Raw genomic sequence first — 18,869 nt, forward strand, 5'->3', positions numbered from 1 at the left:
CCTCCCTATCGACGGATGACACGCCGCGCGCAAGCCGAGCCAGGCTATCGGGCGGATCCGGCGATCCTGTCGCTGGGACCGGATTTCTACGATTCCGTCGCGCCGGCCGATTTCCCGCAGGCGATCCTGCGCTTCCGCAACGATCGCGCCGCCGCCCAGGTCGGGCTCGCCGAATTGGACGATCAGGCCTGGGTCCGTCACTTCGCCCGGTTCGAGCCGCTTCCCGACAATCTCGGGGCGCCGCTCGCCCTGCGCTATCATGGCCACCAGTTCCGCGTGTACAATCCGGACATCGGGGACGGCCGCGGCTTCCTATTCGCGCAGCTGCGTGACGATCGCGGCCGCCTGCTCGATCTCGGCACCAAGGGATCGGGACAGACGCCCTACAGCCGCTTCGGCGATGGACGACTGACGCTGAAGGGCGCCGTGCGCGAGCTGCTCGCGACCGAGATGCTCGAAGCGCTGGGGGTGGAGACCAGCCGCACCTTCTCGCTGATCGAGACCGGGGAGGCGCTCGAGCGCGGCGACGAGCCCTCCCCCACCCGCTCCGCCGTGCTCGTCCGCCTCAGCCACGGCCATATCCGCATCGGCACCTTCCAGCGCCTCGCCGCGCTCGACCAGGGCGACAATATCGCGAAGCTCGCCGCCTACTGCCTCGCCAACTTCTTCGGCGACACGGCGGCGGGAGAAGACGCGCCGCAGCGCTTGCTCGCGCATGCCACGGCCGGCACGGCGCGGCTCGCGGCCTCCTACATCGCGGCCGGTTTCGTCCACGGCGTGCTCAATTCCGACAATATCAACATCACCGCGGAGAGCTTCGATTACGGTCCGTGGCGCTGGACGCCTTATTGGGACGGCGGCTTCACCGCGGCCTATTTCGACCATGCCGGCCTCTATGCCTTCGCGCGCCAGCCCGAGGCGGTCCACTGGGATCTCGTCCAGCTCGCCATCGCGCTTCGCAAGGTCGCCGAGGCGGAGGTGCTGACCCCGGTGCTCGAACGATTCCCGCAGCTCTTCCGCGAAGCCCTGCGCGATGCGGTCTTCGCCCGCCTCGCCATCGTCCCGGGCGATCTGGAGGAGGACATGGCGCTGGTCGCCGCGATCGAGGAGACGCTGGGCCGCCAGACCGTCACCATCGACCGCTTCTTCTTCGATTGGCGCGGCGGATCGCTGCGCGGGCCGAGCGATCTTTATGGCGATTTCGACGCGGTGCGGGACCTGATCGGTCGCCGGATCGCCGCGCCGGGCGCGCTCGATCATCCTTATTGGTCCGACGCCGGGCCCTGTTCGATGCATATCGAGGAGGTCGAGGCGATCTGGTCGCGGATCGACGAAGCGGATGACTGGTCGGCGCTCCACGCCAAGGTCGCGGCGGTGCGCCGGATGGGCGAAGCGCTTGAAAAATCCCGGCGGGGGGCCAAGAAAGACACATGACCCTGATCTCGATCGAACCCGCCACCGGCCAGACGCTCTGGACCGGGGAGACCGGCGATGTGGACGCCGCGGTCGCGGCCGCGCGCGCCGCCTGGTCCGGCTGGGCCTCCAAGCCCTTTTCGGTGCGGGTGGAGACGATGCGGCGCTTCGCCAATGTGGCGCGAGGCAAGCTCGACGCCTTTGCGGACCTCATCGCGCGCGAGACCGGCAAGCCGCTGTGGGAGGCCCGCACCGAGGCCGAGGCGGTCATCAACAAGGTCGACATCTCGGTCGCGGCCTATGCCGATCGTACTGCCCAGCGCCGTCTTGAAGGCGCGATGGGAACGCGCGTCGCGGTTCGCCACAAGCCGCATGGCGTACTCGGCGTGCTCGGCCCCTATAATTTCCCGGCGCACCTGCCCAACGGCCACATGGTCCCGGCGCTGATCGCCGGCAATGCGGTCGTGTTCAAGCCGAGCGAGAAGACGCCGGCGGTCGGCGAATATCTGATCGGCCTCTACCGCGAGGCTGGCGTGCCCGAAGGCGTGGTCGGCTGCGTCCAGGGCGGCGCGGACACCGGCAAGGCGCTTGCCGGGCATTCCGGGCTCGACGGGCTGCTCTTCACCGGATCGGCGCGCGCGGGGCTCGCCCTCAACCGCCAGTTCGCCGATGTGCCGCACAAGATCCTCGCCCTCGAAATGGGCGGCAACAACCCGATCGTCGTGTGGGACGCCAAGGACCTCCACGCCGCCGCCGCGATCGTCGTCCAGTCCGCCTACATGACCGCCGGGCAGCGCTGCACCGCGGCGCGCCGCCTGATCGTTCGCGAGGGCGAGCATGAGGCTTTGGCGGAGACGATCGTGAAGATCCTTGATCGCCTGATCGTCGATCATCCCCATGCCACGCCCGCCCCCTATATGGGCCCGGTGATCGACAATGACGCCGCGGATCGACTCCAGGCCGATGTCCTCGATCTCATGGGCAAGGGCGGGCGCGCATTACGACGGCTGGACCGAAAGGTCTCGGACAAGCCGTTCCTCACCCCGGCGCTCATCGACGTGACGGATGTCGAAAAGCGGCCCGATGCGGAGCTGTTCGGCCCCGTCCTCCAGATGATCCGCGTCCCGGATTTCGACGCCGCGCTCGCCGAAGCCAATGCGACCCGCTACGGCCTCGCCGCCAGCCTGATCGGCGGCGCGCCCGAGCTTTACGACCGCTTCTGGTCGACGGTGCGGGCCGGCGTCATCAACTGGAACAAGCCGACCAACGGCGCGCCCTCGTCCGCCCCGTTCGGCGGCATCGGCCTCTCCGGCAACCACCGCCCAAGCGCTTATTATGCCGCCGATTATTGCGCCTATCCGGTGACCAGTTCGGAGGCGGAGGCGGCACGCGCGACGATCGGCGTGGGGCTGGCCGATCCGGCGTCAGCGGCGGCGAACAATCTGGAAGGCTAACCGCCCCTCCCGCTTGCGGGAGGGGATCGAGGGGTGGGCGAGACCGGTCTTTCACAAGCCCACCCGGCGATCAATCCACCAGACGCTGGCTTGCGTAGGTATATTCGAGCGCCAGCCGCCGCGCCGTCTCCTGGAGATTCGCCGCCGCGGCGTGGCCGCCTTCGACATTCTCGTAATAATAATAAGGCTGGTGCAGCTCGGCGAGGCGAGCCGCCGCCTTGCGGCCGTGGAACGGGGTCACCCGGTCGTCCGCGGTCGAGGTCTCGATGAACGGCATCGGATAGGTCACGCCGGCCCGCAGATGCTGGTAGGGCGAATAGGCTTCGATCCAGGCGCGCTGCTCGGGAATGCGCGGATCGCCATATTCGCCGATCCACGATGCCCCGGCGCCGAGCAGGTGGAAGCGAAGCATGTCGAACAAAGGCACCTGGATGATCGCGGCGTGGAACAGGTCCGGCCGCTGGGTGATCGCGGTGCCGACCAGGAGACCGCCCTGGCTCCCGCCGATCACGCCGAGCCGGCGCGGCGAGGTGAAGCGGCGGCGGATCAGATCCTCGGCGACCGCCTGATAATCGTCCCAGGTGCGCTGCTTGGTCCGTCCCTGCGCCGCTTCGTGCCAGTCGGGCCCGAACTCGCCGCCGCCGCGCAGGTTCGCGACGACGAAGCTGTTGCCCTGTTCGAGCCACAGCCGGCCCATCGTCGCGCTGTAGCTTGGCACCATGCTGACCTGATAACCGCCATAGCCGTTGAGCAGGGTCGGCGTCGAACCGTCGAGCGGCATGTCGCGGCGATGGATGATGAAATAGGGAATGCGCGTGCCGTCGCGCGAGGTCGCCTCGAACTGCTCGACCACCTCGTTGGAGGCATCGAAGCGCGGCGGGGTGGACTTGATCTGCTCGAGCTGCCCGGCGCCGTCATAATACCACAAGGTCGTCGGCGTCAGATAATCCGTGACGCTGAACATCGCCTGATCGGTCCGGTCGGCCGTGGTCGCGATCTGGATCGTCGCATTGGCCGGCAGCGCGATCGGCGTCGTCCGCCAGGCCCCGTTCGCATAATCCATCGCAAAGGCGCGTCCGCGGACATTGTCGAGGATCGAGATGATGAGCTTGCCGTGCGTCGTCGATGCGCCGTCGAGCGTCTGGCGCGGTCCCGGCGCCCACACCAGGCTCGGCCGCGCCGCATTGGGATCGCGTTCCCATTCGGCGAGGTCGTAGGAAACCAGCGAATCGGTCGCGAAATGCAGGCCCGGCGCGGCATCCCAGGGTTCGGACAACTGGAGCAGCAGCCGGCCGCTGACGATGCCGACGAAGTTCGACTTCTGCGGAATGTTGAGGACCACATTGCCGCCGTCGCGAAGCAGCGTGATCTGGCTGTGGAAGAAATCGAGCCCGCGGCGGACCAGAACGCCGTGCGAGCGGCCGTCATTGTCCCACAGCACGAACGGCGCCGCGCTCACGTCCTCGCGGGTGCCGCGGAAGACCTCCTCCGCTTGGTCGATGCTCTGCCCGCGCCGCAGCCGCTTGATGACGAACGGGTAGCTCGAATCGGTCATCGTGCCGGGGCCCCAGTCGCGCGCGACGAGGATCGTGTCGGCATCGACCCAGGTCACGTCCTGCTTGCTTTCGGGCAGGTTGAAGCCACCGTCGACGAAGCGCTTCTCGACCGTGTCGAACTCGCGCACCACATCGGCATCGCGGCCGCCGTTGGACAGCGACACGAGGCAGCGCCGCATCTCGGGCGGCAGGCACTGCATCCCGTGATAGACCCAGTTCACATGCTCCGCGCGGGAGAGCGCATCGACGTCGAGCACCGTTTCCCATTGCGGATCCTCGGTGCGGTAGCTCGCCAGCGTCGTGCGGCGCAGCAGGCCCTGCACATGATCGGCGTCCTGCCAGAAATTGTAGAGCCCGTCGGGCCTGAACTGGACGCCCGGAATGCGATCGCGCGCCTGAAGGATGGTGAGCGCATGATCGACCATCGTCTGGTAGCGCGGATCGGCCTGGAGCGCGCCCAAGGTGCGCTGGTTCTCGTTCCTGACCCAGGCCATGGCCCGATCCGAATCGGTTTCGAGCCAGGTATAGGGATCGTCCGCGGCCGGCTGTCCCGCGGCGGACACCGCGCCTTGCGGCTGCGCCGCCCCCATGGATGCCGCCCCGGTCAAGACGACGAATCCGGCCAGAAGCCGCGCTGCCAATTGCATGAATGCCCTCCCGTCACTGTCCGACATGGCTAGGGCAGCGCCGCAGGAGTCGCAATCCGGAATCCTCCTGCCCGCGAAGCGGATGGGACGGATTCACCCCCGAATCTCGGGTAGATGGCTCTCGTCGACATGGTCGCTGAAGCGGGTGATCTTGGCCTCGAACTTCAGCCGGACCTTGCCGGTGGAGCCGTGGCGCTGCTTGGCGACGAGAAGCTCCGCAAGGCCATAGGCGCGCGCCATCTCTTCCTGCCATTTCGGGAAATCGGGATGATCCTCGGCCGGCTGGCGGGCGGCGAGATAATATTCCTCGCGGTAGACGAACCACACCATGTCGGCGTCCTGCTCGATCGATCCGGATTCGCGAAGATCCGAAAGCTGCGGCCTCTTGTCCTCGCGCTGCTCGACCGCGCGGGAGAGCTGCGAGAGCGCCAGCACCGGGACGCTCAATTCCTTGGCGAGCGTCTTGAGCCCGCGCGAGATTTCCGAAATCTCCTGGACTCGATTGTCGTTGCCGCCGCGGCCCGTGCCCTGGAGGAGCTGGAGATAGTCGACGACGATGAAGCCGATATTGCGTTGCCGCTTCAGCCGCCGCGCGCGGGTCCTGAGCGCCGCGATGGTGAGGCCGGGCGTGTCGTCGATATAGAGCGGCAGGCTTTCCAGTTCGGCGGCGGCGCGGGCGAGGTTGCGGAAATCGTGCTGGCTGATCTTGCCCATGCGCAAGGCTTCGGAGCTGATCCCGCTATTTTCCGCGAGGATACGGGTGGCGAGCTGGTCGGCCGACATTTCGAGGCTGAAGAAGGCGACGCCGGCACCGGCCCGCTTCGTCGGATCGATCCCGTCCTCTTCCTCCTGAAGCCAGCGGCGGGCGGTGTTGAAGGCGATGTTCGTGGCGAGCGCGGTCTTCCCCATGCCCGGACGACCGGCAAGGATGACGAGATCGGAATTGTGGAGACCGCCGGTCTTCGCGTTGACCGTCTCCAGCCCGGTGGTGAGGCCGGACAGGCCGCCGCCGCTGTTCAGCGCCTTTTCCGCCATCTGCACGGCCATTCGGGTGGCGAGGCCGAAGCTCTTCACCGATCCTTCGCCGCCCCCTTCCTCCGCGACCTTGTAGAGCGCCGATTCGGCCGCCTCGATCTGGCCCTTGGGCTCGACCTCCTCGCTGGTGTCCATCGCCCGCTCGACCATCTCGCGGCCGACGCCGACGAGCGCGCGCAGCAGGGCGAGATCATAGACCTGCTCGGCGAAGTCGCGCGCCCCGATGATCGCGGCGCCCGATCCGGTGAGCTGCGCCAGATAGGCCGGGCCGCCAAGCTCCTTCATCTGCTCGTCCGACTCGAACAGCGGCTTCAGCGTCACCGGGTTGGCGATCATGTTGCGATCGATGAGGCGCAGGATCTGCTCGTAGATCCGCCCGTGCAGCGGCTCGAAGAAATGGTCGGGCCGCAGCTTCGTCTGGACGTCCTCTGCAAGCCGGTTGTCGATCATCAGCGCGCCGAGCAGCGCCGCCTCCGCCTCCACGTTGCAGGGCAGCGACTGCGCGTCGGGCGCGGCGGGTTCGACGATCGCGAAGGGTTGGGAAGCCATGGTCCGACCTGTGAACCTTTCCGCGCGGCCGCTCAAGCCGGCGGGCCTGTGGAACAGGTGGATGAATCATGCTGCACCCGCTAACAAGGCGCAATGGCCGATCCGCGCATCATCGACATCCAGCTCGACGAGCGGTCGATCCTGAAGCGCAATCCGGACATCGAGCAGGAGCGGCGGATCGCGATCTTCGATCTGCTCGAGGCCAATCATTTCGACGTTCCGGGCCGCGATGGCCCCTTCCGCATCGCGCTTGCGGTCGAGGAGGCGCGGCTCGCGATTCGAGTCGCCGACCGGGAAGGCGCGCCGCTCGAGACGATCCGCGTCGGTCTCGCGCGCCTGCGCCGGCCGATTCGCGATTATTTCCAGATCTGCGAATCCTATTTCCGCGCGGTGAGGACGAACGGCGCCAAGGGGATCGAGGCGATCGACATGGCGCGGCGCGGCCTCCACAACGACGCCGCCGAGACGCTGAAGGACTGCCTTGCCGGCAAGGTGGATGTCGATTTCGATACCGCGCGGCGGCTTTTCACCCTGATCTGCGTCCTCCACATCCGGGCATCGACGTCGGTGGTTGACTCGGGCGCCGCCGGCCCCGCATCCATCGCGGGATGAAGTTTCTCCTGCTGCTGCCCGTCCTCGCCCTCGGCGCCTGCGCGACCGAATCGCGGCCCTACAATCCGGTCCGCGACGTTCGCTACAGCGCGATCGGCGCCGATCCCTTCTGGCAGCTGACGATCGGCGACGATCGCATCGTCCTTCGCGTCGCCGCCGATCCGGCGACCGGGCAGGCGCCGCCGGATGCGATCTGGCCGCGCACCCTGCCGCGCATCCAGGATGGCGTCACGACGTGGCAATCGGACAGCGGCACCGCATCGATCGAGATTGAGGCGCGTCCCGGCCCCTGCGGCAGCGACCAGGGGCCGACCTGGCGGGACAGCGTGACGGTGCGCCTTGCGGGGCGCGAACTCACCGGCTGCGGCGGCCTGCTCGTGCCGCGGGCGCGCGACTGATGTCGATCCTGTCCGACCGCTGGATCCGCGAGAAGGCGCGTTCGGAGGGCATGATCGAGCCCTTCGTGGAGGCGCAGCGGCGCGAGGGCTGCATCAGCTACGGCCTCTCCTCCTACGGCTATGACGCGCGCGTCGCCGACGAGTTCAAGATCTTCACCAATGTCGACAATGCGGTGGTCGACCCGAAGGATTTCGCCGCCAACAGCTTCGTCGACCGCAAGACCGATTGCTGCATCATCCCGCCCAACAGCTTCGCGCTGGCGCGAACGGTGGAATATTTCCGGATCCCGCGCGACGTGCTGGTGATCTGCCTCGGCAAGTCCACCTATGCGCGCTGCGGCATCATCGTGAACGTGACCCCGCTCGAGCCCGGCTGGGAGGGCCATGTGACGCTGGAGTTCAGCAACACGACGCCGCTTCCCGCCAAGGTCTATGCGAACGAGGGCGCCTGCCAGTTCCTCTTCCTCCAGGGCAACGAGCCCTGCGAGACGAGCTATGCCGACCGCGCCGGCAAATATATGGGCCAGCGCGGTGTCACCCTGCCGAAGCTCTAGATGGTGCCGCGTGCATCGTCGGCGAGCTCGCCGGGGCCGCGGAGCAGCTTTTCCACCCAGTCGGCATAAGCGGACATGAAGCCGGCGAGGAACCTGTTCGTATCCTCGCTGGTGATCCGCCCGTCCTCGCCGAACCATTTGCCGACCCCGGAGAGATAGGCTTCGGGCTGCGGCATCATCGGCAGATCGAGGAAGACCGCGGACTGGCGCAGATGATGGTTCGCCCCGAACGCGCCGAGCGCGCCGGGCGTCACGCTGACGATCGCCGCCGGCTTCTTCGCCCACACCGATTTTCCATAAGGCCGCGAGCCGACGTCGATCGCATTCTTGAGCGCCCCCGGGATCGATCGATTATATTCGGGCGTGACGAAAAGGACGCCGTCGGCAGGGGCGACCTGCGACCGGAACCGGGTCCATTCGGCCGGCGGCCCGTCCTTCTCGGCATCCTCGTTATAATGCGGAAGATCGCCGATCTCGACGATGCCGAGCTTGAGATGCGCGGGCGCCAGCCGGGCGAGATTGAGCGCGACCTTGCGCGAGAAGGATTCGCGCCGGAGGCTTCCGACGATGACGGCGATCTGGCGGTCCTGTGGCATGATCGACTCCTGCGGACGGTGATTGCGATCGTTCCTATTTACGACCCCGGTGGCGGATATTGGCGGGGCGGCCGCGGCGGCCGACCATATGGCCGGCCCTGTCGCGCCGCTGCGGACGCGCCGGCCGCGCCCTCCCGGCGGGGCGATCCGGCAGCTCGAATCGAAGGCTTCCGCTCGCCGGATCGGCCTCGGCGAGGCGCAGCGCAAGGCGCTGGCCGATCTCGTAGACCTCGCCCGAATCCTCGCCGACGAGCCGCTGTCCCGCCTCGTCATATCGGAAATACTCATCGCCCAACGTCGCCGCGGGCACGAGGCCGTCGCCGCCAAGCTCCTCGACGGTCGCGAAAAAGCCGAAGGGCTGCACCCCGGTGATCCGGCACTGGACGATCGTGCCGACCCGGTCCGACAGATAGGCCGCGACATAGCGATCCATCGTCTCGCGCTCCGCCACCATCGCGCGCCGTTCGAGGTTGGAGATGAGCTCGCCCGTCACCTCCATCGCCGCCGCCTCCTCGTCGGTCAGCCCGCCCTCGCCGAGGGCGTAGGCGCGCACGAGCGACCGGTGGACGACGAGATCGGCGTAGCGCCGGATCGGCGAGGTGAAATGCGCGTAGGAACCGAGCGCAAGCCCGAAATGCCCGGCATTGCGCGGCGCATAATAAGCCTGGGTCTGGGTCCGGAGAATCTGCTCCATGATCTGGGGGAGAATGGCATTCTCCCTATCCTCCTCGGAACCGGGAGGGGGACCGCGATGCGAAGCGTCGTGGCGGACGGGGCTCTCCACCCGCGCGGCGGTCTTGGCCCCCCTCCGCCGGCTTCGCCGGTCCCCCTCCCGGTTCCGGGGAGGATGTTGCGAACCCGTTCGATCACATGGTTGAACGTCGCCGGCCGGACCACCTGGCCAAGCGCGAACTCGATGCCGAAGGTGGCGAGATAGTCCTTGAGCGCGACCAGCTTCTCGCGGCTCGGCGGCTCGTGGACGCGGTACATGACCGGCGCCTTCTTCGCCTCCAGCGCCTTGGCCGCCGCGACATTGGCGGCGATCATGTAATCCTCGATCAGCCGATGCGCGTCGAGCCGCTCGCGCGGCACGACCGAGGTGATCCGGCCTTTCTCGTCGAGCATGACGCGGCGCTCGGGCAGGTCGAGCTCCAGCGGCCCGCGCTTGTCGCGCGCCTTCGCCAGCGCGCGCCAGCAGTCCCAGAGCGGCTTCAGCGTCGATTGGACGAGCGCGCGCGGCACCGGCCCCTCGCTCCCGATCTCTGGCATGTAGCAGACCGGAGAGGCGACCTCGATCCGCTCCTGCCCCGCCTCGCCATCGATCGCCGCCTGCGCGTCTTCATAGGCGATATTGGCGGCGATGCGGACCAGGGCGCGCGCGAACCGCCAGGATTTGAGCGCGCCCGCCTTCGTCACCTGAAGATGGCAGACGAGCGCGGCGCGATCCTCGCCTTCCTTCAGCGAGCAGATGTCGGCCGACAGCGTCTCGGGAAGCATCGGCACCACCCGGTCCGGGAAATAGACGCTGTTGCCGCGCCGCCGCGCCTCCTTGTCGAGCGCGGAGCCGGGGCGGACGTAGAAGCTGACGTCCGCGATCGCGACGATCGCCTTCCACCCGCCCTCATTGGCCGGATCGTCGTCGGGAGCGGCCCACACGGCATCGTCATGGTCGCGCGCATCGGCCGGGTCGATCGCGACGATCGGGATGTGGGCGAGGTCCTCGCGTTCGCCCAAAATCCGCTCGTCCCGAGCGTAGTCGAGGGGCGCTCGTGACGAGTCCGTGCCCGCGCCCCTCGACTTCGCTCGGGGCGAGCGACCTTCTTCGAGCGGAAGCCGCGCAACCCGCTCCGCCTCTGCGAGCACCGCGGCCGGAAACACATGCGGGATTTCGTGCTTGTGGATCGCGATCAGGCTGAAGCTGCGCGGCGCGAAGGGATCGCCGAGGATCGTTTCCACCCGCGCGGCGAGGCGCGGCGGGCGGCCGGTCTTCTCGGCGAGAACGAGATCGCCCGGCGCGGCGCCGTTCAGGTCGGCGATCGGCAGCTCGCGCCGTTCCTTCTTCTCGACCGGGCGCAGCCAATGCCGGTCGCCCTCGCGGTGGACGACGCCAAGGACCAGCTCGCTGCCCTTGAGCAGCTTCTTCATCGGATGGGCGAGCCAGCCGTCGCGCCCTTCCTCGGTGCGCGAAAGAATGCGGTCGCCCGCCGCCAAAGCGGGACCCCTGCCCTTGCGCTCCATCACCCTGAGGCGCGGCGGCGCCCCTTCCGCCTCCCAGCGCTCCGGCACCGCATAAGCGCGGCCCGCCTCGTCCACATCGACGACACGCAGCACCGTGACCTTGGGAATCCCGCCCATGCGATGGAAGGCGCGGCCCGGCCCGGCGTCGATCAGCCCCTCGTCGCCCATGTCGCGAAGCAATTGCTTGAGCGCGATCTTCTCCTGCCCCTTCACGCCGAACGCCTTGGCGATCTCGCGTTTGCCTGCGGGCGCATCCGAAGACTGGATGAAGTCGAGGATCTCCTCGCGGGTGGGAAGGCCGGTTCTTCTGGGATGCTTGACCAATCTATTCTCCCGAACCCGCTCATCCTGAGTAGGCATTGAGCCTGGCGAACTGCCGTATCGAAGGACGGTCCTTCGATACGAGGCTTCGACTTCGCTCAGCCTCTACTCAGGATGAGCGGGAAAGGTTCATCGCGGCTGCCGCGCCGGCGGATTCACCCACGGCTCGAAGGCCCCGCCCGGCACCGCGGAGGCGACCGGGCTCTCCGACCCGTCCGCCGCGACCGCCGAGACGCCGAACACCCAGTCGTCGACGCGGATGTGGTGGAGGATCACTCCCATGTCCGATGTTCCTCCGATAAGTTGCCCGGATGGCGTATTGCCGATCCATGAGGTCGCCATGATCTGCCCGGGGGTCTGCGAATGACGGGTGCTCTGTTCCCAATTGCTCGCATCCGTTCGGCGCCATCGAACGATATAGTCGACCGCGCCCGGAACGATGGGCCATGTCAGGGTCGTATCCGTCGAAACCGCTCCCTCCACCACGGGTTCCGGCGGCATCGGCGCGCGGGCGAGCGCCGCGATGGCGGCGATGTTGAGCTGCGTCACCTTGCGCAGATAGGCGAAGTCCATGTGATCGATCGTGTCGCCGTAGGCGATACCGTTCTCGGTCCTCAAATCCTGGTGCTGCCAGTTGTAATTCTCGACCGCGACCGAGAAGCGGATCGCGGGATAGCCGAGGCGCTGGAACGGGATATGATCGCCGCCGCGCCCGAAGCGGTCGGTGCGCCAGATCTGGCGCACGTCGAGGCCGACCGCGATCTCGTCGGCGATATCGGCGACGAAGCGCGAGAGGTTGCGCGAGGGCGAATCGTTGAAGCCGCCGCGGCTGCGCTGGGCGGCGATCAACTCCGGCGTCGCGTCGGCGCGCACCCCTTCGGAGAGGACGCGGACGTGGGAATCGTCGCAGACGCCGTCGGCGCCGCAGCTGTTGCCGATAATGTCGTTGTTGAAATCGGCCTCGACCCGCCAGTGATGATCCTTCGCATATTGCGCCAGGATCGTGCTGCCGTTGAGGCCCTGCTCCTCGCCGGTGACCGCCGCGTAGACGATCGTCGCCGGGAAGCGATAGCGCGAGAGCACCCGCGCCGCCTCCAGCACCGCGGCGGTGCCCGAGCCGTCGTCATTGGCCCCCGGCGCGTCGGCGGTGGTGTTCATCACGTCGGTGACGCGGCTGTCGATATGGCCGGTGATGACGATGACGCGGGTTGGATCGGTGGTGCCGCGCTGGATGGCGACCACGTCCTCCACCAGGCTCGGCGTCGGGATGCGCGCATTGGTGACGGTATCCGAGGGTCGGACGATCTCGAGGCAGCCGCCGCAGGCCTGGCTATGACGGCGGAACTCGCTTTCCGCCCAGTTGAGCGCCGCGCCGATGCCGCGCGTCGGATTGTCGCGCACCGACAAGGTGTGGCGCGTGCCGAAGGCGACGAGCCGCTCGACGGTTGCGTGCAGCCGCTCCTGCGACACCTGGTCGACGATCTCGCGCAGGCTCGGCGCGGGCGGCGGCGCGTTCTGCGCGGCGGCGGGGATGGCGAGAAAAAGGGCGGCGATCGGGGCGAGCTGCTTTCTCATGGCGGCTAGCCTGTGCGCCTCGAGCCCGCCCGCCGCAAGCCCCGCCTTGCGTGCCCCCGGATTCCGCGCGACCAGTGCGGCTTTCCGATGCCGGACAGCTGATCGACGGCGATGTCGGCTATCTGAGGGTCCGGCTGCTTTACAGCCCCAACACAGCGTGTACAGTTCCGCCCGTCATCCGGGGAGGGAATTCGATGCTCGAGCTCAATGATGTCAGCCATGTCTATGCCAATGGCACGCGGGCGCTCGATCATGTGACCCTGTCGATCCCGCGCGGCATGTATGGGCTGCTCGGGCCCAACGGCGCCGGCAAGTCGACGCTGATGCGGACGATCGCGACGCTCCAGACGCCGAGCGAAGGCGCGATCCGCTTCGGGGAGATCGACGTCATCGCCGAGCCCGAAAAGCTGCGCCGGACGCTCGGCTACCTCCCCCAGGATTTCGGCGTCTATCCGCGCGTCTCCGCCTATGACATGCTCGACCATATGGCGGTGCTGAAGGGCGTCGCGTCGAAATCGGATCGCAAGGCGATTGTGGAAAGCCTGCTCGGCCAGACCAATTTGTGGTCCGTCCGCAAGAAGGCGCTGGCCGGCTTTTCGGGCGGGATGCGCCAGCGCTTCGGCATCGCCCAGGCCCTGATCGGCAATCCCGAGCTCATCATCGTCGACGAGCCGACCGCCGGCCTCGATCCGGAGGAGCGCAACCGCTTCCTCAACCTGCTCGCCGAGATCGGCGAGAATGTCGTCGTCATCCTGTCGACCCACATCGTCGAGGACGTGTCGGACCTCTGCCCCCGCATGGCGGTAATCGCCGACGGGCGCATCCGCCTGGAAGGCGCGCCGGCCGAGCTGATCGCCAGGACGCGCGGCCATATCTGGACCAAGACGATCGACCGCGACGCGCTCGATGCCGCGCGCGAGAAGCATGAGGTGATCTCGACCCGCCTGTTCGCCGGACGCACCGTGATCCACGTCCTGTCCGAAAGCGACCCCGGCGACGGCTTCGCGCCGGTCCAGGGCGGGCTCGAGGATGTCTATTTCTCGACCCTCGCCCAATCGCGCCGCGCGGCCTGAAGGAGCCGGCCGGATGTTCGCGAAGATCGCCAGCTTCGAATTTCGCTACCAGCTCAGGAACCCGGTTTTCTGGGTGGCCGCGACATTGCTGTTCCTGCTCAGCTTCGGCTTCGTCGCCAGCGACGCTGTCTCGCTTGGCGGGGGCAACGGCAACACCCATCGCAACAGCCCGTTCCTGATCACGATCGCGCTCTATATCTTCTCGATCTTCTACATGTTCGTGACGACGGCGTTCGTCGCCAACGTGATCGTGCGCGACGATGACAGCGGCTTCGGCCCGATCGTGCGATCGACCCGCATCACCAAGTTCGACTATCTGTTCGGCCGCTTCGCCGGCGCCTTCCTGATCGCCGCCCTCGCCTTCCTCGCCGTGCCGCTGGGGATCTGGTTCGGATCGGTGATGCCGTGGATCGACAGCGAGACGCTGGGACCGAACCAGGCCGCCTTCTACCTGTGGCCCTATCTCACGCTGGCACTGCCCAACATCTTCGTCACCTCGGCGATCTTCTTCGCGCTGGCGACCGCGACGCGATCGATGATGACGACCTATCTCGGCGTCGTTGGCTTCCTCATCCTGTGGCTCATCGTGAATGCGGTGCTGTCGCGAAATCCCGAATATCGCGAGATCGCCGCGATGGTCGATCCGTTCGGCGGCGGCGCGATGGGCCGGGCGACACGCTACTGGACGGCGGCCGAACGCAATGGCGCGCTGGTGCCGTTCGAGGGCCTGCTCGTGTGGAACCGGCTGCTGTGGGCCGCGATCGGCGTCGCCTTCCTTGGCGCCGCTTATGCCGCCTACCGCTTCGCCGACAAGGGCATGTCGCGGCGCAAGCGCAAGGCGGAGCGGCTTGCCCGGATCGCCGAGGCCGAGACGCCGCCGCCGGTCTCGACCGGCCCGCTGCCGACGCCCGATGCCGCCCGCGCCGGCCGCGCCCAGCTGGTCGCGCGGACGCGGATCGAAGTGCAGCAGGTCTTCCGCAGCCCCGCCTTCGTGGTGCTGATGGCCTTCGGCCTGTTCAACACCATTGCCGGCCTGTGGTTCGGCGACGACATCTACGGCACCCAGCCCTATCCGATCACCTTCTCGCTCATCCCGACGCTTCAGAGCGGCTTCGGCCTGATCCCGATCATCATCGCCATCTATTATTCCGGCGAGCTGGTGTGGCGCGAGCGGGACCGGCGGATGCACGAGATCATCGATGCGACGCCGCTCCCCAACTGGGCCTTCGCGGTGCCCAAGGTGATCGCGGTCGCGCTCGTGCTCATGGCCACCTATGCGATCAGCGTCGTTGCCGCGATTCTGGTCCAGCTTCTCAAGGGCTGGACCGATCTGGAGCTCGGCAAATATCTTCTCTGGTACATCCTGCCGGAAAGCTGGGACGCGATCCAGCTCGCGATCCTCGCCGTGTTCGTTCAGGCGCTCTGCCCGAACAAATATCTCGGCTGGGGCATCATGGTGCTCTACATCATCGCGACGCTCGTCTTCCACAGCATCGGGCTGGAGCACGATCTCTATCTCTACGGCAACAGCCCGCGTGAGCGCTATTCGGACATCAACGGCGCCGGCACGTTCTGGATCGCCGCCTGGTGGTTCCGGCTCTACTGGGGCGCGGTGGCCGTCATCCTGCTTGCCGCGGCGCATCTCCTGTGGCGGCGCGGCACTGAAACCCGGCTGAAGCCGCGCGTCAGGCTTGCCAGGGCGCGGCTCGCCGGATCGCCGGGCCTCATCATGGGCGCCGGTGCGCTGATCGCGATCGTCACCGGCGTCTGGATCTTCTACAACACCAACATCCTCAACGATTACCGGACGAAGGGCGACAACGAGCGCTTCGCCGCGGATTACGAGCGCAAATATCTGCGCTACGAGAACCTGCCACAGCCGACGATCAGCCACGTCGTGATGAACGTCGATCTCCACCCCCGCGAGATCCGCGCGGACGTGACCGGCAGCTATCGGCTCACCAACCTGACCGGCCAGCCGATCCGCGACGTCCACGTCCGCAATCCAGACCGCAATCTGGAAATCCTTTCCATCGATTTTCCGGGCGCGCGGATCGCCTCGGACGACACACGCTTCGGCTATCGCATCTACCGGCTCGACCAGCCGATGGCGCCGGGCGAGAGCCGCACCTTGTCCTTCCACACGCGCCGCCAGCAGATCGGCTTCCGCAACGATCAGCCCGACGAGCGGCTCGTTCCGAACGGCACCTTCCTCAACAATAACGAGCTGACCCCGGCGATCGGCATGGATCGCAACGAACTGCTCACCGACCGGATCACGCGTCGCAAATATGGCCTCACCGGCGAGCTTCGCCCGCCGCGGCTCGAGGACGTGGCGGCGACGCGGCGCAATTATTTCGGCGGCGGCTGGACGACTGCGGACATCACCGTCGCGACCGACGCCGATCAGGTCCCGATCGCGCCTGGCCGCACTGTTTCCGACGTGACCCGGGGCGGCCGCCACATCGTCCGCTTCGTGTCTGAGGCGCCGATCCTCACCTTCTTCTCGATCCAGTCGGCGCGCTACCAGGTCGCCCGCCGGGTCCACGACGGCATCAACCTCGCCGTTTATTACGATGCGGCCCATCCGTGGAACGTCGATCGGATGCTGAACGGAATGGAGCATTCGCTCGATTACTTCCAGAGCGCCTTCGGTCCCTATCAGTTCGATCAGGCGCGGATCATCGAATTTCCGGGCTATGCGACCTTCGCCCAGTCCTTCGCCAACACGATCGCCTATTCGGAAGCCATCGGCTTCGCGGCGGACGTGCGCGATCCGGACAAGATCGATTACGTGACCTATGTCACCGCGCACGAGCTTGCCCATCAATGGTGGGCGCACCAGGTGATCGGCGCCGACACGCAGGGCGGCACCATGCTCAGCGAAACACTCGCCCAATATTCCGCGCTGATGGTGATGAAGCGGCTTTACGGGCCGGACAAGATGCGCCGGTTCCTCCAGTACGAACTCGACAATTATCTCCGCAGTCGCGGCGGCGAGACCATCGAGGAGCTGCCGCTCGAGCGGGTCGAGAACCAGCCCTACATCCATTACCGCAAGGGCTCGCTCGTCATGTATCTGTTGCAGGAGCGGATGGGCGAGGCCGCGGTCAACCGCGCGCTCCACCAGCTCATCGAGCGCTATCGCTTCCACGGCGCGCCCTATCCGCGCTCGATCGACCTCGTGAACCTCCTCCGGGCGCAGGCGACCACGCGCGAGCAGCAGGATCTCATCACCGACCTGTTCGAGCGGATCACCATCTATGATCTCAAGACGGTAAGCTCGACAGCGACCCGCCGCGCCGATGGCCAATGGGACGTGACCATGACGGTCGATGCTCGCAAATATTATGCCGGCGGCCACGGCAACGAGCGCGAGGCGCCGCTGAACGACAGCATCGAGCTGGGTCTGTTCACCGCCCTTCCCGGCCACGGCGCCTTCGACCGCCGCAACGTCGTGATGATGGAGCGCCGGCCGATCCACGCCGGCCGCCAGACCTTCCACTTCGTGACCCGGACGCGGCCGACCCACGCCGGCATCGATCCCTATAATTTCTACATCGACCGCAATTCGGACGACAACGTCACGACAGTCGGGTGAGATCGCCTCCGAGGGCTCGGTCCCGCATCCCCGACGTGACGCGGGACCGCCGCCGCAATGTCGGCGCAGAGCCGCGCGAGCGGTGTTCACGGCCGCTGCGCTCGTCAGGGTGACGCTGGGGTGACGTGCCCGGCGCCGCCCGGCTATGCGGCCTGCGTTACCGGACGGAGCTGCGGATCCTCAACATTCTTGATCCGAACCCGGTCAGACGGCGGCCACCACCTGTTCGATCGCGCCGAAGATCGAATGGCCGTGGGCGTCCTCCATCCAGATACGCACGGTGTCGCCGGCCTTGAGGAACGGCGTCGCGGGCTTGCCGTCGAGGATCGTCTCGACGGTGCGGACCTCGGCGAGGCAGGAATAGCCGCGGCCGCCGCGATCGACCGGCCGGCCCGGGCCGCCATCGGCGTCGCGGTTGGAGACGGTGCCGGAGCCGATGATCGATCCTGCGCCGATCTTCCGCGTCTTCGCCAGATGCGCGACGAGCGTGGCGAAATCGAAGGTCATGTCCTCCCCCGCGTCGGCGCGGCCGAAGGGCTGGCCGTTGAGATCGACCTTGAGCACGCCGTGCAGCTTGCCCTCGCGCCACGCCTCGCCAAGCGCGTCCGGGGTCACGAACACCGGCGACAGCGCCGAGGCGGGCTTCGACTGAAGGAAGCCGAACCCCTTGGCAAGCTCGGCGGGAATGAGGTTTCGCAGGCTCACGTCGTTGACCAGCCCGACGAGCTTGACGTGGCCGAGCGCGGCCTCGCGGTCGACCCCGCGCGGCACATCGTCGGTCACGACCACGATTTCGCCCTCCAGGTCGCAGCCCCAGGCCTCGTCGGCGAGCGGGATCGGATCGCGCGGCGCCAGCATCTCGTCGGAGCCGCCCTGGTACATCAGCGGATCGGTCCAGAAGCTTTTGGGCAACTCTGCCCCGCGCGCCTGCCGGACGAGGGCGACATGGTTCACATAGGCCGATCCGTCCGCCCACTGATAGGCGCGGGGCAGCGGCGCGGCGGCCTCGCGCTCGTGGAACCGCTCGAGCGGGACCGTCTCGTGCGCGACATCGGTGGCGAGCAGCCGCAGCTGCCCTTCCGCCCAGCCCCAATTGTCGAGCGCCGCCTGGAGGGTCGGCGCGATATGGGTCGCGTCCGCGCACCAGGCGAGATCGTCCGAGACCACCACCAGCCGCCCGTCGCGGCCCTGCTTCATCGATGCAAGCTTCATGGCCCCCTCATCCGCGCTGGCGCGCAGGAGATCAA

General features: G+C 67.3%; 12 protein-coding genes and 1 pseudogene. 7 read left to right on the forward strand and 6 right to left on the reverse strand.

Annotated features, from left to right (window positions below; translation table 11 throughout):
* Positions 1-15 precede the first annotated feature (15 nt).
* A complete protein-coding gene (locus tag FRZ32_RS01590) occupies positions 16-1,434 on the forward strand; it encodes a protein adenylyltransferase SelO family protein (RefSeq protein ID WP_147041849.1) in 1,419 nt (472 codons plus the stop codon).
* The gene (gene astD / locus FRZ32_RS01595) at positions 1,431-2,867 is read left to right on the forward strand and encodes a succinylglutamate-semialdehyde dehydrogenase (RefSeq protein ID WP_147041850.1); all 1,437 of its coding nucleotides are present in this window, start codon (positions 1,431-1,433) and stop codon (positions 2,865-2,867) included. Before FRZ32_RS01590 ends, astD begins: the two co-directional genes overlap by 4 nt.
* A 70-nt stretch (positions 2,868-2,937) precedes the next feature.
* On the opposite strand, the gene FRZ32_RS01600 is transcribed toward astD, so the two are convergent.
* Together FRZ32_RS01600 and FRZ32_RS01605 are read right to left on the reverse strand one after the other, a co-directional pair.
* On the reverse strand, positions 2,938-5,070 hold the full coding sequence (locus FRZ32_RS01600) for a prolyl oligopeptidase family serine peptidase (protein WP_192901866.1): 2,133 nt from the start codon (positions 5,068-5,070) through the stop codon (positions 2,938-2,940).
* 93 nt (positions 5,071-5,163) lie between these two features.
* Positions 5,164-6,654 (reverse strand): replicative DNA helicase, encoded by a 1,491-nt coding sequence (locus FRZ32_RS01605; protein WP_147041851.1) that lies wholly within the window; start codon positions 6,652-6,654, stop codon positions 5,164-5,166.
* A gap of 93 nt (positions 6,655-6,747) precedes the next feature.
* On the opposite strand from FRZ32_RS01605, the gene FRZ32_RS01610 reads away from it, so the two are divergent.
* From FRZ32_RS01610 to dcd, 3 genes are read left to right on the forward strand one after another with little or no spacing between them, the layout of a single operon-like run.
* Positions 6,748-7,266, forward strand: coding sequence for a UPF0262 family protein (locus tag FRZ32_RS01610; RefSeq protein ID WP_147041852.1), 519 nt, complete (start codon positions 6,748-6,750; stop codon positions 7,264-7,266).
* Positions 7,263-7,664: a hypothetical protein gene (locus FRZ32_RS01615; protein ID WP_147041853.1), complete on the forward strand. Its 402-nt coding sequence runs from the start codon at positions 7,263-7,265 to the stop codon at positions 7,662-7,664. The genes FRZ32_RS01610 and FRZ32_RS01615 overlap by 4 nt, the downstream gene beginning before the upstream one ends.
* Positions 7,664-8,218 (forward strand): dCTP deaminase, encoded by a 555-nt coding sequence (gene dcd / locus FRZ32_RS01620; protein ID WP_147041854.1) that lies wholly within the window; start codon positions 7,664-7,666, stop codon positions 8,216-8,218. The genes FRZ32_RS01615 and dcd overlap by 1 nt, the downstream gene beginning before the upstream one ends.
* Here the strand turns inward: dcd and FRZ32_RS01625 are convergent.
* The 3 genes and pseudogenes from FRZ32_RS01625 to FRZ32_RS01640 form a co-directional block, all read right to left on the reverse strand.
* Positions 8,215-8,814 carry an NADPH-dependent FMN reductase gene (locus tag FRZ32_RS01625; RefSeq protein ID WP_147041855.1) on the reverse strand — a complete coding sequence of 200 codons (600 nt, stop codon included), beginning with the start codon at positions 8,812-8,814 and terminating at the stop codon, positions 8,215-8,217. The genes dcd and FRZ32_RS01625 overlap by 4 nt on opposite strands.
* A 34-nt stretch (positions 8,815-8,848) precedes the next feature.
* Positions 8,849-11,412: pseudogene (locus tag FRZ32_RS01635) on the reverse strand (ribonuclease R family protein).
* Positions 11,413-11,502: 90 nt separating this feature from the next.
* Entirely contained in the window at positions 11,503-12,948 is a 1,446-nt protein-coding gene (locus FRZ32_RS01640) for a M20/M25/M40 family metallo-hydrolase (protein ID WP_147041857.1), read from the reverse strand.
* 194 nt (positions 12,949-13,142) lie between these two features.
* Between FRZ32_RS01640 and FRZ32_RS01645 the strand changes: the two genes are divergently transcribed.
* Both FRZ32_RS01645 and FRZ32_RS01650 read left to right on the forward strand, forming a co-directional pair.
* The gene (locus FRZ32_RS01645) at positions 13,143-14,021 is read left to right on the forward strand and encodes an ABC transporter ATP-binding protein (protein WP_147041858.1); all 879 of its coding nucleotides are present in this window, start codon (positions 13,143-13,145) and stop codon (positions 14,019-14,021) included.
* Between the two features lie 13 nt (positions 14,022-14,034).
* Positions 14,035-17,622 carry an ABC transporter permease/M1 family aminopeptidase gene (locus FRZ32_RS01650; protein WP_147041859.1) on the forward strand — a complete coding sequence of 1,196 codons (3,588 nt, stop codon included), beginning with the start codon at positions 14,035-14,037 and terminating at the stop codon, positions 17,620-17,622.
* A 204-nt stretch (positions 17,623-17,826) separates the two neighbouring features.
* Here the strand turns inward: FRZ32_RS01650 and FRZ32_RS01655 are convergent, their stop codons facing one another.
* Positions 17,827-18,834, reverse strand: a complete 1,008-nt coding sequence (locus FRZ32_RS01655; RefSeq protein ID WP_147041860.1) for a fumarylacetoacetate hydrolase family protein — start codon at positions 18,832-18,834, stop codon at positions 17,827-17,829.
* Positions 18,835-18,869 lie beyond the last annotated feature (35 nt).

Source organism: Sphingosinicella ginsenosidimutans, assembly GCF_007995055.1.
GTDB lineage: Bacteria > Pseudomonadota > Alphaproteobacteria > Sphingomonadales > Sphingomonadaceae > Allosphingosinicella > Allosphingosinicella ginsenosidimutans.

Excerpts from the sequence above, each read along its gene's own strand:
- FRZ32_RS01590 (WP_147041849.1), top strand. The coding sequence starts at position 16 with ATGACACGCCGCGCGCAAGCCGAGCCAGGCTATCGGGCGGATCCGGCG.
- astD (WP_147041850.1), top strand. The coding sequence starts at position 1,431 with ATGACCCTGATCTCGATCGAACCCGCCACCGGCCAGACGCTCTGGACC.
- FRZ32_RS01600 (WP_192901866.1), bottom strand. The coding sequence starts at position 5,070 with ATGCAATTGGCAGCGCGGCTTCTGGCCGGATTCGTCGTCTTGACCGGG.
- FRZ32_RS01605 (WP_147041851.1), bottom strand. The coding sequence starts at position 6,654 with ATGGCTTCCCAACCCTTCGCGATCGTCGAACCCGCCGCGCCCGACGCG.
- FRZ32_RS01610 (WP_147041852.1), top strand. The coding sequence starts at position 6,748 with ATGGCCGATCCGCGCATCATCGACATCCAGCTCGACGAGCGGTCGATC.
- FRZ32_RS01615 (WP_147041853.1), top strand. The coding sequence starts at position 7,263 with ATGAAGTTTCTCCTGCTGCTGCCCGTCCTCGCCCTCGGCGCCTGCGCG.
- dcd (WP_147041854.1), top strand. The coding sequence starts at position 7,664 with ATGTCGATCCTGTCCGACCGCTGGATCCGCGAGAAGGCGCGTTCGGAG.
- FRZ32_RS01625 (WP_147041855.1), bottom strand. The coding sequence starts at position 8,814 with ATGCCACAGGACCGCCAGATCGCCGTCATCGTCGGAAGCCTCCGGCGC.
- FRZ32_RS01640 (WP_147041857.1), bottom strand. The coding sequence starts at position 12,948 with ATGAGAAAGCAGCTCGCCCCGATCGCCGCCCTTTTTCTCGCCATCCCC.
- FRZ32_RS01645 (WP_147041858.1), top strand. The coding sequence starts at position 13,143 with ATGCTCGAGCTCAATGATGTCAGCCATGTCTATGCCAATGGCACGCGG.
- FRZ32_RS01650 (WP_147041859.1), top strand. The coding sequence starts at position 14,035 with ATGTTCGCGAAGATCGCCAGCTTCGAATTTCGCTACCAGCTCAGGAAC.
- FRZ32_RS01655 (WP_147041860.1), bottom strand. The coding sequence starts at position 18,834 with ATGAAGCTTGCATCGATGAAGCAGGGCCGCGACGGGCGGCTGGTGGTG.